General features: G+C 34.1%; 12 protein-coding genes. 4 read left to right on the forward strand and 8 right to left on the reverse strand.

The window, feature by feature from the left end; translation table 11 throughout:
* The first annotated feature begins 60 nt into the window (after positions 1 to 60).
* Together CD041_RS04805 and CD041_RS04810 are read left to right on the forward strand one after the other, a co-directional pair.
* Positions 61 to 879, forward strand: a complete 819-nt coding sequence (locus CD041_RS04805; RefSeq protein ID WP_080606607.1) for a Cof-type HAD-IIB family hydrolase — start codon at positions 61 to 63, stop codon at positions 877 to 879.
* Between the two features lie 42 nt (positions 880 to 921).
* The gene (locus tag CD041_RS04810) at positions 922 to 2,244 is read left to right on the forward strand and encodes a CoA-disulfide reductase (RefSeq protein WP_080606608.1); all 1,323 of its coding nucleotides are present in this window, start codon (positions 922 to 924) and stop codon (positions 2,242 to 2,244) included.
* A gap of 186 nt (positions 2,245 to 2,430) precedes the next feature.
* Here CD041_RS04810 and CD041_RS04815 read toward each other — a convergent pair whose 3' ends face one another.
* From CD041_RS04815 to CD041_RS04850, 8 genes are all read right to left on the reverse strand, one after another.
* Positions 2,431 to 2,820 carry a YisL family protein gene (locus tag CD041_RS04815; RefSeq protein WP_002478432.1) on the reverse strand — a complete coding sequence of 130 codons (390 nt, stop codon included), beginning with the start codon at positions 2,818 to 2,820 and terminating at the stop codon, positions 2,431 to 2,433.
* A gap of 485 nt (positions 2,821 to 3,305) precedes the next feature.
* Complete coding sequence (locus tag CD041_RS04820; protein WP_002459533.1) at positions 3,306 to 4,208, reverse strand: fumarylacetoacetate hydrolase family protein; 903 nt, start codon at positions 4,206 to 4,208, stop codon at positions 3,306 to 3,308.
* A gap of 156 nt (positions 4,209 to 4,364) precedes the next feature.
* Positions 4,365 to 8,015: a helicase-exonuclease AddAB subunit AddA gene (addA, locus tag CD041_RS04825; protein WP_070647928.1), complete on the reverse strand. Its 3,651-nt coding sequence runs from the start codon at positions 8,013 to 8,015 to the stop codon at positions 4,365 to 4,367.
* On the reverse strand, positions 8,012 to 11,479 hold the full coding sequence (gene addB, locus CD041_RS04830; RefSeq protein WP_080606609.1) for a helicase-exonuclease AddAB subunit AddB: 3,468 nt from the start codon (positions 11,477 to 11,479) through the stop codon (positions 8,012 to 8,014). Before addB ends, addA begins: the two co-directional genes overlap by 4 nt.
* Positions 11,480 to 11,638: 159 nt before the next feature.
* On the reverse strand, positions 11,639 to 12,208 hold the full coding sequence (lepB, locus tag CD041_RS04835; RefSeq protein WP_002478435.1) for a signal peptidase I: 570 nt from the start codon (positions 12,206 to 12,208) through the stop codon (positions 11,639 to 11,641).
* A 13-nt stretch (positions 12,209 to 12,221) separates the two neighbouring features.
* Positions 12,222 to 12,743 carry a signal peptidase I gene (gene lepB / locus CD041_RS04840; protein ID WP_002459537.1) on the reverse strand — a complete coding sequence of 174 codons (522 nt, stop codon included), beginning with the start codon at positions 12,741 to 12,743 and terminating at the stop codon, positions 12,222 to 12,224.
* 4 nt (positions 12,744 to 12,747) lie between these two features.
* Positions 12,748 to 13,323: a TVP38/TMEM64 family protein gene (locus tag CD041_RS04845; RefSeq protein ID WP_070647926.1), complete on the reverse strand. Its 576-nt coding sequence runs from the start codon at positions 13,321 to 13,323 to the stop codon at positions 12,748 to 12,750.
* A 159-nt stretch (positions 13,324 to 13,482) separates the two neighbouring features.
* Positions 13,483 to 14,814 carry a glucose-6-phosphate isomerase gene (locus CD041_RS04850; protein WP_002478438.1) on the reverse strand — a complete coding sequence of 444 codons (1,332 nt, stop codon included), beginning with the start codon at positions 14,812 to 14,814 and terminating at the stop codon, positions 13,483 to 13,485.
* Between the two features lie 330 nt (positions 14,815 to 15,144).
* On the opposite strand from CD041_RS04850, the gene CD041_RS04855 reads away from it, so the two are divergent.
* Both CD041_RS04855 and argH read left to right on the forward strand, forming a co-directional pair.
* Complete coding sequence (locus tag CD041_RS04855; protein ID WP_002459540.1) at positions 15,145 to 16,350, forward strand: argininosuccinate synthase; 1,206 nt, start codon at positions 15,145 to 15,147, stop codon at positions 16,348 to 16,350.
* Positions 16,340 to 17,722 (forward strand): argininosuccinate lyase, encoded by a 1,383-nt coding sequence (gene argH / locus CD041_RS04860; RefSeq protein ID WP_002478439.1) that lies wholly within the window; start codon positions 16,340 to 16,342, stop codon positions 17,720 to 17,722. Before CD041_RS04855 ends, argH begins: the two co-directional genes overlap by 11 nt.
* Positions 17,723 to 17,811: the final 89 nt, after the last annotated feature.

Consider the following 17,811-nt stretch of genomic DNA (forward strand, 5'->3'; position numbering starts at 1 on the left):
ACAAAACGCCAATAAAATGCTATGATACTAATAAAATGAAAAATGTTTGAGGAGAACTATATGCAACCTTATTTAATATGCCTCGATTTGGACGGCACATTACTAACAGATGATAAAGAAATCAGCCCTTATACAAAGGAAATTTTAACGGAATTGCAAAAGGCTGGACACCATATCATGATCGCGACAGGTCGTCCCTATCGCGCAAGTCAAATTTATTATCATGAACTTAATTTAGAAACACCTATTGTTAATTTCAATGGTGCTTTCGTACATCATCCAAAAGATGCTCAATTTGACACAATTCATGAAGTTTTAGATTTAGACATCGCTAAAAGTGTCATCGAGATACTACAACAAGCAAACGTAACAAATATTATTGCCGAAGTACAAGATCATGTTTTTATCAATAATGAAGATCCTCGATTATTCGAAGGTTTTTCTATGGGTAATCCTAAAATAAAAACGGGTAATCTATTAAATTCTCTTGACACACCGCCAACATCTCTACTTGTGGAAGCTGAGGAAATTCATATTAATCGCATTAAGCAAATGTTAACACGGTTTTATGCTGAAAATATTGAACATCGTCGTTGGGGTGCACCATTCCCTGTCATTGAAATAGTAAAACGGGGTATAAGTAAAGCACGTGGCATTGATGTTGTTAAAGACTATTTGAATGTGCCAACATCTCGAATTATCGCTTTTGGTGATGAAGATAATGATTTAGAAATGATTAAATATGCGAAATTTGGTGTTGCCATGGATAATGGACTAGATGAATTAAAACATGTTGCAAACCACGTTACTCATGACAACAATAGCGATGGCATTGGTCGTTATTTAAATGAATTTTTTGATTTAGGATATAACTATTAAGGATAATGCATTCAGTACATTATATTTAAGGAGAATGAAGACATGCAAAAAATGATTGTAGTAGGTGCTGTAGCTGGTGGCGCTACCTGTGCAAGTCAAATTAGAAGATTAGATAATGACTGTAAGATTACAATATTTGAGCGAGATCGTGATATGAGCTTAGCTAATTGTGGCTTACCCTATTATCTAGGTCAAATCGTTTCATCTCGAGATCAATTATTACCTATTACCCCAAGCTCATTTAAAGAAGATAAAAACATTGATGTTAAAACATACCATGAAGTTGTCGCCGTCGATACGCAACGCAATATTGTAACTGTCCGAGATCGACAGAAAAATCAAACCTTTGAAGCAGCGTATGATAAATTGATTCTCAGCCCAGGTGCAAATGCTAACAAACTCAACAGCGATAGTCCTATGGTTTTTACACTTCGCAATATGGAAGATACTGACCAAATAGACAAATATATTAAAAACCATCACGCACAACGTGCACTTATAGTTGGTGCGGGTTATATTGCTTTAGAAATTCTTGAAAATTTATATCATCGTGGTTTAGATGTCACATTAATCCATCGCTCTGAACATATTAATAAACTGATGGATAGCGACATGAATCAGCCAATTTTGGAAATGCTGAACCAATATAAAATACCATATCGATTTAATGAAGAAATCGATGATATTGACGGCTCAATCGTTCACTTTAAATCAGGTCACTCTGAACAATATGATATTGTTATAGAAGGCGTAGGAACACATCCAAATTCTAAATTCCTTGAGTCTTCAAATATCCAACTAGATACACAAGGTTTTATTCCAGTAAATGATAAATTTGAGACAAATATTAGCAATGTTTATGCGCTTGGAGATGTGATAAAATCACATTATCGCCATGTAAATCTCCCTGCACAAGTCCCATTGGCTTGGGGAGCCCATCGTGCGGCTAGTATTATTGCTGAACAAATTGCTGGGAATTCAAATATTACTTTTAAGGGCTATTTAGGCTCAAATATTGTTAAATTTTTTGATTATTCATTCGCCAGTGTAGGTATAAAGCCTAATGAATTGAAGCATTTTGACTATAAAATGGTTGAAATTACTGGTGGAACACATGCTGGCTATTACCCAGGAAATGATAAATTGCATCTACGTGCCTATTTTGATACAAATAATCGTAAAATCATTCGTGCTGCTGCAGTAGGAAAACAGGGTGTGGATAAACGCATCGACGTACTGTCAATGGCCATGATGAATGACTTAACAATTGATGCACTTACCGAATTTGAAGTCGCCTATGCGCCACCATATAGTCATCCCAAAGATTTAATAAATATGTTGGGCTACAAAGCACGTAATCTTTAAAAATTTTAGGCAACGGTTAATTAAATCTAGCATATAAAGCGAGCCATTATTACGAAGTATTGAAGCTAAAAATAAGCACAAAGATGATGTTGAATTTCAAACCATCTTTGTGCTTATTATCTTGAGATTTATATCCCATCCTGTTTTCTAGGGATAATGTACTAGTCTCTTCTATCAAATGATTATTTAACTTAATCCAAACATTTTAGTTAATGGACCAAGTGGTAAAATAATTCCTAAAATGATTGTAATCACAATTAATGCAATTGTCGTCCAAAATAATCCTTGTGTTGATTCATGCTTTTTACGTTTTATGATCGTTACTTCCATTAAAGCAACTACTGCTATGCCACATACCATTTTGAGTGTCAATAACATGTGGTTGCCTCCACCACTTGCAAATTCTTTAATAATTATCCAAAATCCAGAGATTAACGTTAGCAAAATAACAACCCTCAACACCATATGTAATGGTTTAGCTGTAGGCGTCCCACCTTGTGTTTTTGAATAATTAAGATATGTCACTATAAACATTATAATCGCAAGCACCCAGCTTAAAATATGTACATGTAACAAAACTTTATCCCCCCACTAAAAAATATCAATAATTACTTAAATAAATATAACATATTTATCACTCTACTGTATTCATCATCATTTACATTTATAACAATACATGTGCATCAAATCATAATTAAAAAAGCCTTGCACCTGCACAACAGCGGAAACAAGCCTTTGAAATCGTAGACTAAAGTACAATATTCATGGAACCATTCATTCTACAATTCATCACTAAATACAGAATATGAATTTTTCACGTTAAAACGATAATTTCAATAACAAAAATGTGAGCGGGACAGAATTCATAATGAATTCGTAGTCCCGCCCCAGCAAGTTGACTAGGATTGAAAAAAGCTTAGTATAAGCGTATTTTTAATCCAGTCAACGACTGCTAATATATATTTCATAGCCTAAAACATAATGATGTCCCAGACTGATTTGTTATTAAGTAAGAGACGATTTATATCTTAACCTCTATAACTATATGTTTACACACTAACTTATTCTGCAATATATGTTGTTAACGTACCAATATTGTCAATTGTTACTTTTACTTCATCGCCAGGTTGTAAATATTGTGGTGGCTCCATTCCAGCTCCAACCCCAGCCGGTGTACCAGTTGCAATAATGTCACCTGGATGTAATGCGACATATTTTGAAATTTCTTCAATTAATTCATCAATTTTTAAAATCATTTCTCCTGTATTACCATCTTGACGGATATCATTATTTACTTTAGTCACTATATTTACATTTTCCGGTGTTGGTAATTCATCTTTAGTCACAATAAATGGTCCCATAGGGCAACCACCCGTTAAGCTTTTAGATAAAAATGCTTGGTCTTGAGCATCCTGCGCTTTACGATCTGTAATGTCATTGATAATAGTATACCCATAGACATAATCTAGCGCTAAAGCTTTAGGAATTTTCTCACCTGATTTACCAATAACAATACCAAGTTCACCTTCATAATCCAATTGATCTGTAATATCTTTATGATTCGGAATTGTAGCATTATCGCCGATTAACGATGAAGCTGCTTTTGTAAATACATAGAGGCGTTGGACTTCATGATTAAGTTCGCTCGCATGATCTTGATAGTTTCTCCCAAAAGCAATAACATTATTTGGCGGTGTCACTGGTGGTAAAAATGTAATATCTTTGAATGCTATTTTATAATCCTCTGCTCTGCCACTATCTTCTGCAGCAACAACAGCTTTTCGTACTTGTTCTTGAAAATCTAACGTTTGGTTTTGTTGTAAGCCCGCTAATAATGATTTAGGATGAAAATCCCCTTCTGCAAAATCAGCAAATACTTTTGTTAAATCCCAAACCGCATCTTCACGTTTTACTTTCACGCCGTAAGATGTGACGTCTTCATGTTTGAATGACAAGAATTTCATTCATTATCAACTCCTCATCTATATCTTAACTCATATTATAACTATAATTTTCTTAAAATCACAAATATATATGTCCGAAAATTTCAAAAGTTAGCTCATACATTATGACAAACCTTGTTCAAATAATTTCGCTTTAAAAATCTTGATTGGACTGAACTATATGGATAATCTACCAAACTGGAAGAAATATAAAGAACCTTTTACTTCAGTATGGAGCATGGTTTCTAAAGCATTTTTATAATATTGCATTTGAATGCGATATTTTTCCTTAAGTTGTTCTCCTATTTCTTCATCTGTCATACCTTTTCGTCTATTAAAAGCATCTGTCTTATAATCAACAAAGTAATATTGATTATCTTTCTTATAAATTAGATCAATCATACCCTGAATAATCGCTACGTCTTCATGGTTATCTGATATATTATCAACTTTTGCTTGATTTACAACAAAAGGTAATTCACGATAAATTTGTTCAGCTTCTGCGATTTCAAGATATAAATCACTTTGAATAAACGTCATTATTTCTGGAAATTTAATATCTTTCTTAGCATCATGTTCAATAATTTGTTGTGTGATTAAATGATCAATATATTGCTCCAATGCTTCCTCTGTCATACGCTCAGGTTTGAAAGGCAAATGTTGCATGACGGTGTGCATTAATGTTCCTACTTCGTTGGCTTTACGCTTCGTAACATGACGCATAAATCTTGGCCGTTCATATGTCGCAACACCAATGCGATATTGTCGAACGCGATCGTAGTTCGTATCGCTTTCTTCAGTTTCCAGTTGTCGTTTTAATTCAGATACGGATTGCTTAGAAGGCTTAGTGGTATTAATCACGTTTGGATATTTAAACTTAAGCTGTTGCGTAATTTTCGCCTTAATATCATCGTTGCCTGTATCCAACGTATTAAGATCCGAAATAGAACGCTGCTCATTCATATCTTGATGATTAGCTTCAATAATATCTTCAAAATAATCAATAATGATATTTACGTTTGGTCTTATGCTTTCTGCTAAATTTGCAATATCATTTTCGAACATTAAATCCGGTGTCAGTTCATAGGACTTATGCTTCGACAAAATACCATAAATAAGTTCAAAAGGATGTTCTGCCGTCAAACGCTCATTAACAGCTATATGTGAACCTGAAATAGCTAATTTTTCGTACTCTTCAAGTTTTTTTGTAGATTTAAGTCTGCCAATTAAAATAAGTTGTTCCTTTGCACGTGTCAATGCCACATAAATTAAACGCATTTCTTCTGATATCATTTCTTTTTCTGTTATTGCTTTATAAGCAACAGATGACAGTGAAGGATATGCCATATTTTTATCAATATCATAATAATCGATACCTAAACCATATTTTTGATTTAAGATAACTTGTTCCCGTAAATTTTTCTTATTAAATTCCCTTGTTAATCCTGAATAAATAACAAATGGAAATTCTAATCCCTTACTGCTATGAATAGTCATCATTTTAACGACATTATCATTAGGACCTACGATATTTTCTTCGCCAAAATCTTGGCCGCGGTCAATCAGTTCATCTATAAAACGAATAAATTGATAAAGTCCTCTAAAACTAGAATTTTCAAATTCGATAGCCTTATTAAATAATCCATAAAGATTGGCCCGTCGTCCTTTACCACCAATCAAACCACTGAAATATTGGATAACATAATGGTCATGGTAAAACTTATCTATGAGTTGGTAAACTGGATTACTTTGACTATAAATCTGATACATTTTAATATCAGCTATGAAATTTTGTAGTTTCTTTACTAATTTTTTATTAGCCAAATCATGGTTAATATAGTTCACAACAGATTGATAGAAATAGTCATCATTAGGACTGAAGACACGTATATTAGCTAATTCATCTTCGGTAAATTGATAGATGACCGAACGCATCAATCCTACTAAATAAATATCTTGTAAAGGATTATCTATTGTTCTTAAAAATGATAAAACTAATCGCACTTCCGTTTGTTCGAAATAGCCTTGTCTACTGTTCACGTGAAAGGGTATGTCATGATCTTTAAACGCTTGTTGCAAGTCTCTAGCTTGCGAAAAACTACGTTCTAAAATAACAATATCTTTATATGTTGGTTGACGATAGTGACCCGTTTTCATATCAAATATACGCTTATTTTCTAAAATATCTTTCACCTGTTTAACAATATATTCAGCTTCTTGTTCTGAGCCATTTAGTTCACTATGTTCTTTATCTGCTTCAATCAATGTACGCAGCTCTACTGGATGATCCACCTCATCAAATGGCGCACCATAGTACAATTGTGCAGCATCATCGTAACTAATTTCACCAACTTCTTCGTCCATCATGTGCTTAAATAAATAGTTAGTGGTACTTAACACTTCTTTTCTAGATCGGAAGTTTTGCGACAAATCAATGCGTATACCTGTGCCGTTACCCTCTGCATTAAAACGTTGATATTTCTCAATAAATAGACTTGGGTCTGCTTGTCTAAATTTGTAAATAGATTGCTTGACATCCCCTACCATAAATAAATTACCGTCTGCTTCTGAACCAGTCTTAATGCAGGATAATATTTGTTCTTGTACGCGATTGGTATCTTGGTATTCATCTACTAATATTTCAGCAAACTGTTCGCGATACATCTCCGCGATATGAGAAGGTGAGCCATCATCATTTGTTAATATTTGTAACGCAAAATGCTCATAGTCAGCAAAGTCTAGGATATTACGACTTCGTTTTTTTTGACCAAATGCAGTTATAACGTCTTTAACAATGTCTGCTAATATATTTACTCGTGGTGCCAACCTTTGCATATCTCGCTTTAAATCTTGCGCACTGCGTGAGAAATAGTCTGCTTGGACTTTGGATACAAGCGATTTATATTTATCGTAATATGCTTTAGCTTCAACAAGTGCATCACCCATAGTTTCATTTACTTCTTTTATCTTTTTAGTCAATGCAGGAAATCTACTGACAAATTCATGATTTGCAATTACATCACTTTGTATCATATCTCCATCAAAGGCTTTAGTCATAAAAGCCATTTCATCTTCAATGACAGCTATTTGCTTGTCCGTATCTTCAGCTAAAGTAAATATTTCATAGCTTTTACTTAAAGCCTCTTGTGCAGCACGTAAAAAAATACGCGACAAATCTGTCAACAATTGTAACAAGTTGTCTTGTTGTGCTTCATTTTGGTATGGTTTCACTAATTGGGTTAACCATTCAAAAGGATTGGGGTTCGCAATACTAAAGTAATAAAGAGATTTAATGATTGTTCTAAAGTCATCGTCATTTCTATCCTTAGACAATTGCTCTGCTAGTTCAATGAAATCGCTGTTTAACACATCATAGTAGTGTTCTAAAGTTTCATCTATGGTCTGTTCTAACAGTAAGATGTTTTCTGCTTCACTACTCGTTCTAAAATTAGGATCAACATCTAACACATCGTAATGCTGTTGTATTAGCTTTAAACAAAAACTATGCAATGTAGAAATTTGAGCTTGGTGTATCTTTATGCGTTGATTCTTTAAATGCGTATTATTAGGATCTTCAAGTGCTGCTTCTTGAATGCGTTGTTCTACCCTATGTTTCATTTCACGTGCACTTAAATTAGTAAAAGTAACCACCAATAATCGATCAACATCAACATTGTCTCTGATGATACGTTGAATAATTCTTTCTACTAAAACTGCCGTTTTCCCTGAGCCGGCAGCGGCCGCAACTAACACATCTTGACCTTTAGCATATATACTTTGCCACTGCGCATCTGTCCAAATTACCCCTTCGGGCTTGACTGGTATCATGCATCGTCACCTCCATCTTTAACCGCCTCTTGGATTTCTTCAATAGGATTAATTGTTTCATCAACTGTACGATATCGTTTACTATCAATCATGCCATCAACATGACAAACAGACTGATAGCTACAATATTGACAAGGTAAAGTTTGTTTATATTTTAATGGCGCCACTTCTGTATGTCCTGCCATAATATTAGATGCGGTTTCAATAAAGTTACGCTTATTATGCTCAATAAACTTCATGATTGTCGCTTCATCAGCGACTTGACTGCCTCGCTGATTTATAGTGTTTTTAGCTGTTTTTCCCACGGGTATGATATCAGACACAAATTTTGGTTCCATTCTTAAATCTAAAGCATTTAACACTTCTTCTGAGCTATTTACTAATCCACTCATTCTAAACGCTTTTTTAAAATCTAATTCTAACTGAACATTATCAATATCAGTCCAATGTTTATAATTGATGCGAGGTTCATGCACATGAAAATACAGCAATCCCCCTGGTTTAATTGTGTCTGATAATCCTAACCGTTCATGGTTCTGCAAAACAATATCCATATATGTCATCATCTGCATTTGTAAACCATAGTAAACCTTCTTTAAATCTAGCTTTGCACTTTCTTTTGACGATTTATAATCAATAATATTCACATAACTTTGATCATCTTCAGTGTAGGTATCTATGCGGTCAATTTGTCCTCTTATATTAATCGGAATGCCTTGAGTTGTTTGAAGTGATTCGGCCATAAGTTCATCTTGATGAGGCTTGCGACGAAATCCGGTTTCAAAGCGTTGTGGCTTAAATTTAGAATAGCTACTTTGGTATTTTAATGCGCCAAGTGTCGTTTCTATAATGGCGCCAATACGCTGCGATAAATAGCGATAATAAGCTGTAGAATTTAATAAATTAAATTGAACTTTCGGTAAAATTGCTTCAAGTGCTTCAGAAGTCAGCTGTTTGATTGTCTTAGCGTTTAAATGTTTAAAATCACCATTAACTCTGTCAGAAATGTACTTTAATACAGAATGAAAAATGTCACCAAGATCAAAGTTTTGCAATTGATATTTCGTACGCTCATTTAAGCGTAACCCATGAGAAGCATAGTGTTTAAATGGACATTGTTGATATCCTTCAAAACGTGACACACTGGCATTAATCGCTTTACCATATAATTGCTGTGCCAATTGATCACTCAATTGTACAGTGTGATTATCATAAGTTAATGACGTTAATAAATAATCAAGTCCATCATTTAATTGTGCATCATCTCGCATGACTTGATACGTATCTATCCATGTATCTGCAACGATTTCATCATCAAGCCATGCACGTAAAGCTTCAAATAAATGAATTTTAGTTTGATGGCCATGTTCAACGAGTAATAATGGTTGTTGCGCATGAACATAATTTAAATTATCTATCTGCATGTTTGTATAAAGCTGCTTAATTTGAGACAAAAATGGACTGATTTCTTTTTCATCGCCAGAATTACCCATTAAGCTGTACGAAAAAGTTACTTGTTGTGTCGCACGTGTCATTGCTATATAACATACAAATGCTTCATCCATCTGCAAAACATCTGATGTTGGACTCAACTCAATATGAGTTTGTGTTTCAAAAAATTTCTTTTCTTCATCAGATATTAAGCTCGTAGAAGCAATCGGTTGAGGTATCACGCCATCATTCATACCAACCATAAATACTTTAGCCTTGTTGTCTACTTTAGCTAAATCCATGCTCCCTATTGATACTTGATCTAGCGTTTGAGGAATCATGGCAAATTCTAACTGTTCTAAACCAATATCTAGTACTTCGTTAAAACGTTGTAATGACATCTCAGTCGTTCCAAATACTGTGACTAAATCATCTAAAATTTGAATGATGCCATTCCAAATTTGATCAATTTCTTCAGCTTCTTCATACCGATGATCAGCCTCTAACGTATCACGTATAGTCATTAATTGATTAGGCAGTTCAAAATATTCCATGCTTTCGTAAAATGCCGTAGCATAATCAATGACAGTATGCGCATCATTCATCGCCTGTTCGAAATAGAGAATTTTATGAACCACATCATCTTTTAGTTGCACAACCTTTTCAAAGGTTTCTTGTTCTTCAGGTGTAAGCTGATGTTCTTTACGCCCCATTTTCTGGAAATGTTCTATTTGAAATCGAGATTCATCAAACCAACGTTTCCCAGTGATACCGCGTTCTAATACAAAATTTTCTAATAAATCAATAAGATAACTGCTGTTTTTTATTTGGTATGTTAAGATATCTGTTTTAAATAAGCGCAGCATAGCATCTGTACTCCAATTTGTACGCATGACTTCTATTAATGAACGCACCATTTCCATGATAGGATGATGTGTCATAGATTTCTTTATATCAATATGAAATGGGATGTCAAATTGTGGCAGGACAGATGCTAGTAGATATGCATAGCTTTCATCTCGATACAGTATTGCTATGTCTTGATACCTTAAGTGTTGCTCACGCGTCGCTTTAATAATTTGTCGTGCAACTTCATTGACTTCTTCTCGTATACTTGCCGCTTCAAGTATTTGAATGTGACCTTGTTGTTGGATTGGATTAATTTGTAAAGCATCAAATTCTTGTTCTAAGTGCACTAAATCATGATTAGTAAATCGATGTTGTTGGTTAAAATGTTTGCGATTTAAAGTTATATTTAATTCTGCTGCAATTTCTTCTAAATGTTGTAATACTTCAGATGGCTTTCTAAATAGACTAAATGGATCAGTATTTCCATCAGTTGTTAGAAGTACAGTTACCTTCTTAGCATACTTCACTAAATGTTTGATAATGTCGTACTCTAATGATGAAAAGTTATGGAAACCATCTATATAAATTTCAGCACGCTTCAACCATTGTGACTGTGGCATAACATTAATGAATTGCTTCAGCTTATCTTCTGATGTGATATAACGTCCAGCAATTTGACGCTCAAAAGCATTATATATTAATGCAATATCTTCTAATTTATGTTGCATGCGTGTAGGTAATGAATGTTGTGTCACAAGCGATTGCAAATCCTCAGGTGTTACAACATATTTCTTAAAATCTTGTATTTGTTCTGCTAATTTCTCACTAAAGCCATAATATTTAGCTTGAGAATGATAAAGCTTTAATTCCTGTTGGTGATTTTGAACAATATCATAAATCATCATTTCCATGGCTGATTTAGATAAGCGTTCTTCTGATAAGCCACCTACTTCTTGAAACACACGATGGCTTAATCGCTCAAAATGTAGTACTTCTGTTCTAAGACTTCCATACAATTCATGGTCGCTTACAAAAGCTTGTTCCAACTGAAAGGTACTTTGAGTAGGGGCTATGAGTACAATCGGGTCTCCAAGAGGTTGGCGTTTCATTTCTGATTTAATGTCACTAATCATTTGATAGGATTTGCCGGTCCCAGCTCTTCCGATATATGTATTAAATTCCATAAATATAGCCACGCTCCTTTATTAAATTCATTTTAACACAGAACATACGTTTCTATATAGTGATTTTATGAGGTTGTTCGCAGATAATCGAAAATACTTTTTATGATAAATAAAAAGAGACGTTGCGCATTGAAATGCAATCATCTCTTGTCTATATCATTAGCTCATATCAGGGTTAAAATTAAATTTAAAATCAGTTAATGGCCAAAATCTTAAAGACACTTTACCGACAATTTGCTTTTCATCGATAAGGCCAAAAGCACGGCTATCTTTACTTACCTCACGATTGTCTCCTAACACGAGGTATTTATGTTGAGGTATGACATTAGAATTATGTTTTGCACCGGCCAAATCTTTTATATCTAAAGATCCAGTAATATACTCTCCTTGCTTACGTTTCATATTGTATTCGAGATAAGGTTCTTTTACTTTTTTTCCGTTTATAATAAGTTGATCATCTCGATAGTAAACTTTGTCACCTGGTGTGCCTATAACGCGTTTAACATAATCATCCTTTTGGTTTGCATGGAAGACAATGACATTCCCCTTTTTCACAGTGCCTACTTTATAGCCGATAATATTGACCAGAACATGATCGCCATCTTTTAATGTTGGATTCATTGAGTCGCCTTTAATGGTATATGATTTCGCTACAAAATTAATGATTAGTATGACTAAAATAATACCTACCGCTATAGCTATTAACCATTCTGTCAATTCCTTTTTCACATAAACACCTCCTTTATCGTTCATAGTTATAACGAAAATGATGGAAAGGATAATAAGTTAAATTAACATCACCAATAATGTCTTTTTTATCTATAAGTTGATATGACTGAGATTGCTTATTTAATCGACTATCATCAGATAGTACAAGGTACTTATCAGGTGGAATGATATCTCCTTCTGAATGAGGTAAATTGCGTAACTGAAAGTCTGTTTTTATATTTTTAGCATATGGTGCTTTAATTTGTCTATCATCTCGATATAATTGCCCCTGCTTGACTTCAACTGATTCACCAGCCATACCGACAATTCGACTAAACTTTAAATCACCATGTTGTCGGAACATAACGACATCGCCATGTTGTAGTATGTTAAACGTCACTTTGACTTTATTAACAATGACACGATCATTTTTTTGTAAAACAGGTGCCATGTTCTGTTGCTTTACTACTGCACCTTGAATAATAAAAACATTTAAAATGAAAACAAAAATTATCGCAGCAATAAAAGCTATTATATATTGACTAACTTTTTGCACCTTGTCACTTCTCCTTTGATTGACCCATAAAATACTTTTCAACTTGTTTGCCAACAATCCATAATACAACTGTAACTAAAATCAATAATATGCCACGAATAGGATGCGTAAATAATGTTGTTATTCCTGTGCCCATCATGCCTAATAATAATATAGAAATCAATTTAGAGATTAGCAAAATAATAAAGTAATATTCAGTCTTAATATGGGATAAACTTGCAACAAAATTCACTAACGTAGTGGGCGTAAACGGGAAGCATAGTAAGATAAATATAGGCACCGGTCCTTGTCTATCTATAAAATGAATAAGCCTTTTCACCGCTGTTCTTTGCTGAATTTTAAGCATAAATTTGGAATGAATAAATCGTTTGCAAATAAGATAGACTGTAAATGTACCTGCTACAATTCCCAACCAAGATATAATAATTCCTACAGTAAATCCATAAGCATGAATAACAACTGTAATATAAAGAAATAACGGTAAGATGGGTACCATAGCTCTTAAATATAGAAGTAGAAAGCCAGCCAAATAGCCCAAATCTCGAAACGCATCAAACCATTGTTCAATTTGTTGTAACATGAGTGACCTATCCCTTCTATAAATAATGTCTGACATTGCTATTTACTTAAAAACATTGTAGCAAATAAACGCCTACAATACCTTATTGAAAGACTAAAAACCGATATGCGGCACTATTACCACATATCGGCTCAACAAACTTTAATAAACCATTACCTATTATAGGCGTGCTTCTAAATCAGCTTTTTTATCTTCATAACCTGGTTTACCTAGTAATGCAAACATGTTTTGTTTGTATGCTTCAACTCCAGGTTGATTGAATGGATTAACGCCTAGTTGATAACCGCTCATTGCGCAGGCTAATTCGAAGAAATATACTAAATAGCCAAATGTTTCTTCATCTAATCTTGGTACATTAATGACAATGTTTGGAACACCGCCATCTGTATGTGCTAATAGCGTACCTTCAAATGCTTTAGTATTGACTTCGTCCATTGTTTTGCCTGCTAAATAGTTTAAACCGTCTAAATCCTCGCTATCTTCTTCAATCGTGATATCTTGTTTAGGATGATTTACTTTAACTACAGTTTCAAATAAGAAACGACGTCCTTCTTGTACATATTGTCCTAAAGAGTGTAAATCAGTTGTATAGTTAGCACTTGATGGATAAATACCTTTGAAATCTTTACCTTCTGATTCACCAAATAATTGTTTCCACCACTCGTTGAAATATTGCATAGACGGCTCATAGTTAATTAACATTTCAGTTGTGTAGCCTTTATTATAAAGAACGTTACGAATCGTTGCGTATTGATATGCAATATTATCGTCTAAATTATCAGATGATAACTCTTTACGTGCTTTATTTGCACCTATCATCATTGCTTCAACATTAATTCCAGCTGCTGCAATAGGCAATAGACCTACGGCAGTTAGTACAGAATATCGTCCGCCAACATCGTCAGGAACAACAAATGTTTCATAGCCCTCATTATCAGCAAGTTGTTTCAACGCACCCTTTGCTTTATCAGTAGTAGCAAAAATACGTGTTTGTGCTTCTTTTTTACCATAACGTTGTTCAACTAATTGCTTAAATAATCTAAATGCAACTGCAGGCTCAGTAGTCGTACCTGATTTAGAAATTACGTTAACAGAAAAATCTTTATCAGCTAAATAATCGAGTAATTCTTGAGTGTATGTGGATGATAAATGATTTCCAACAAAAACGATTTCAGGATATTCTGTATTATTACGGAATGATGAGGTTAGCATTTCAATTGCAGCACGTGCACCTAAATAAGATCCTCCAATTCCAATTACAACAAGCACATCAGAATTAGCTTTAATGCGTTTTGCCGCTTCAACAATTCTAGAGAATTCTTCTTTATCATAATTTTCTGGTAAATCAAGCCAACCTAAGAAATCATGACCCGCACCTGTTCCCTCATGAATTGTACGATGAATTGATTTTACAATTTCTTGTTGTTGTTCTAGTTCATGTTTTTCAAAAAATTCTAACGTTTTACTATAATCTAATTGAATATGCGTCATTTAAAAAGCCTCCTGTGGGGTAGATTACTTTAATTTTACTAACTTTGTATACCTTATTCAAATTTCAAGTCCTTAGAACTAAATTTGAGCTATTTAAAAAATGATAATGATATCAAATTAAAGTAAAATCTACCATTACTTTTTTATGCATTTTTCATATTTTTTAGAAATTACAAAAAAGCTTTAAATGTGAACATATAAGGCTAATAAAGAAAAATGATAAAGTTATAAAATGTATAATTATGTAATAAAACGGTTTTATTTTCATTACCTTTCTGTTATGATAAAGTCATAATGATAATTATGAAAACAATTTGAGGTGACTATATAATGAAAGATAAAATCGTGTTAGCTTATTCTGGTGGATTAGACACTAGCGTAGCAGTTAAATGGCTTATAGATAAAGGATATGATGTTGTAGCTTGTTGTTTAGATGTCGGTGAAGGAAAAGATTTAGATACTGTACACTCTAAAGCTTTAGAAATGGGCGCAATTGAATGCCATATTATCAATGCTACGAAAGAGTTTAGTGATGACTATGTAAGCTATGCTATTAAAGGTAATTTGATGTATGAAAATAGTTATCCTCTCGTATCAGCATTATCACGACCACTCATTGCTAAAAAATTGGTAGAAATTGCTGAACAAACACAGTCAATTGGTATTGCACATGGCTGTACAGGTAAAGGAAACGATCAAGTACGTTTTGAAGTAGCAATCAAAGCTTTGAACCCTAAATTAAAAACATTTGCACCCGTGCGAGAATGGGCTTGGAGCCGTGAAGAAGAAATTGATTATGCATTGAAACACAATATTCCTGTATCTATCAATCATGATTCTCCTTATTCAATTGATCAAAATTTATGGGGCAGAGCAAATGAATGCGGTATTTTAGAAGATCCTTATGCAACGCCTCCAGAAGATGCATTTGATTTAACAACACCTATTGAAGAGACACCAGATACTGCTGATGAAATTATCCTATCATTTAAAAAAGGTATTCCAGTTAAATTGAACGATAAAGCCTATGATTTAGATGAGCTAATCTTAACTTTGAATGACCTAGCTGGGAAACATGGCATCGGTCGTATCGACCATGTAGAAAATAGACTTGTAGGTATTAAATCGAGAGAGATTTATGAAACGCCTGGTGCTGAAGTCATTTTAAAAGCACACAAAGCGCTTGAAACCATTACGCTAACAAAAGATGTGGCACATTTCAAACCGATCATTGAAAAACAATTCGCAGAGCAAACATACAACGGGTTATGGTTCTCACCTTTGACAGACAGCTTAAAAACATTCATTGATTCAACACAGCAACATGTTGAAGGAGATGTCAGAATTAAATTATTTAAAGGTAATGCCATCGTTAATGGCAGACAATCACCTTACACGCTTTATGATGAAAAATTAGCAACCTATACTAAAGAGGACGCATTCAATCAAGAAGCTGCTGTTGGCTTCATTGATATCTTTGGCTTACCAACACAAGTCAACGCCATGTTACATGGAGGCTATAGCAATGAGCAATAAAGCATGGGGTGGACGCTTCCAACAGCAACCCGAGGAATGGGTAGATGATTTTAATGCGTCCATCGATTTTGACCAAACCTTAATTGATCAAGACATTGCAGGAAGTATTGCACATGCCACAATGTTAGCAAATCAAGGTATCATCTCAACACAAGACAAAGCGGATATTATAGACGGGCTAAAAGCAATACAAGCTGATTTTCATCAGCATAAATTAACATTTAAACATTCATTGGAAGATATTCATTTAAATATTGAACATGAATTAATTGAGCGCATAGGTGCTGCAGGTGGTCGACTGCACACTGGTCGTAGTCGCAATGACCAAGTTGCAACGGATATGCATTTATATACAAAACAACAAGTTTTAGATATAACAACGTTAATTAAATCTTTCCAACAGACCATCGTTGAGCTTGCCAATCAACACGTTGATACGATAATGCCTGGATACACGCATTTACAACGTGCTCAACCTATATCTTTCGCACATCATATTATGACATATTTTTGGATGCTTGAACGTGATAAAGGACGCTTTACTGATAGCTTAAAACGTATAGATATCTCACCATTAGGTGCAGCAGCCTTAAGCGGTACAACATATCCAATTGATAGACATGAAACGAAGGACTTACTCGGATTTGCTAGCGTTTATGAAAATAGTTTAGATGCCGTTAGTGACCGTGATTATATTGTAGAAACATTGCACAATATTTCATTAACAATGGTTCATTTATCACGCTTTGCCGAAGAAATTATTTTTTGGTCAACAGATGAAGCAAAGTTCATTACACTTGCGGATGCATTTTCAACTGGTTCCTCTATCATGCCACAGAAAAAGAATCCCGATATGGCTGAACTTATCCGTGGCAAAGTGGGACGTACAACAGGTCACTTGATGAGTATGCTTGTAACACTTAAAGGGTTACCACTAGCATACAATAAAGACATGCAAGAAGATAAAGAAGGATTATTTGATGCTTTGCATACGATCAAAGGTTCATTAAGAATATTTGAAGGTATGATTGCAACTATGACTGTTAATTCAGAACGCTTAGCACAAACAGTTACACAAGATTTTTCAAATGCAACAGAGTTAGCTGACTATTTAGTTACTAAAAACGTCCCATTTAGAACTGCACATGAAATCGTTGGAAAAATAGTATTTGAATGTATACAACAAGGTATTTACCTCCTAGATGTCTCACTAGAACGCTACCAGGCTTATGACGCACGCATTGAAGCAGATATCTATGACTACCTCAAACCAGCAAATTGCTTACAACGTCGCCAAAGCTATGGTTCTACGGGACCTGATGCAGTTAAACATCAACTTAAAGTAGCGCAAGCATTACTCGATGAATCATAAATCATTCATTAAAAATTGATTTCATTTTATAATGATTTCTTTTGGTTCTATAATAAATCGGACTGGTGAGATAAAACACTAGTTCGATT

Source organism: Staphylococcus lugdunensis, from assembly GCF_002901705.1.
Classification (GTDB): Bacteria; Bacillota; Bacilli; order Staphylococcales; family Staphylococcaceae; genus Staphylococcus; species Staphylococcus lugdunensis.

Bases quoted from the DNA above. Each gene is read 5' to 3' on its own strand.
- CD041_RS04850 (WP_002478438.1), bottom strand. From the start codon at position 14,814: ATGACGCATATTCAATTAGATTATAGTAAAACGTTAGAATTTTTTGAA.
- addB (WP_080606609.1), bottom strand. From the start codon at position 11,479: ATGGAATTTAATACATATATCGGAAGAGCTGGGACCGGCAAATCCTAT.
- CD041_RS04855 (WP_002459540.1), top strand. From the start codon at position 15,145: ATGAAAGATAAAATCGTGTTAGCTTATTCTGGTGGATTAGACACTAGC.
- CD041_RS04845 (WP_070647926.1), bottom strand. From the start codon at position 13,323: ATGTTACAACAAATTGAACAATGGTTTGATGCGTTTCGAGATTTGGGC.
- argH (WP_002478439.1), top strand. From the start codon at position 16,340: ATGAGCAATAAAGCATGGGGTGGACGCTTCCAACAGCAACCCGAGGAA.
- CD041_RS04820 (WP_002459533.1), bottom strand. From the start codon at position 4,208: ATGAAATTCTTGTCATTCAAACATGAAGACGTCACATCTTACGGCGTG.
- CD041_RS04810 (WP_080606608.1), top strand. From the start codon at position 922: ATGCAAAAAATGATTGTAGTAGGTGCTGTAGCTGGTGGCGCTACCTGT.
- addA (WP_070647928.1), bottom strand. From the start codon at position 8,015: ATGATACCAGTCAAGCCCGAAGGGGTAATTTGGACAGATGCGCAGTGG.
- CD041_RS04805 (WP_080606607.1), top strand. From the start codon at position 61: ATGCAACCTTATTTAATATGCCTCGATTTGGACGGCACATTACTAACA.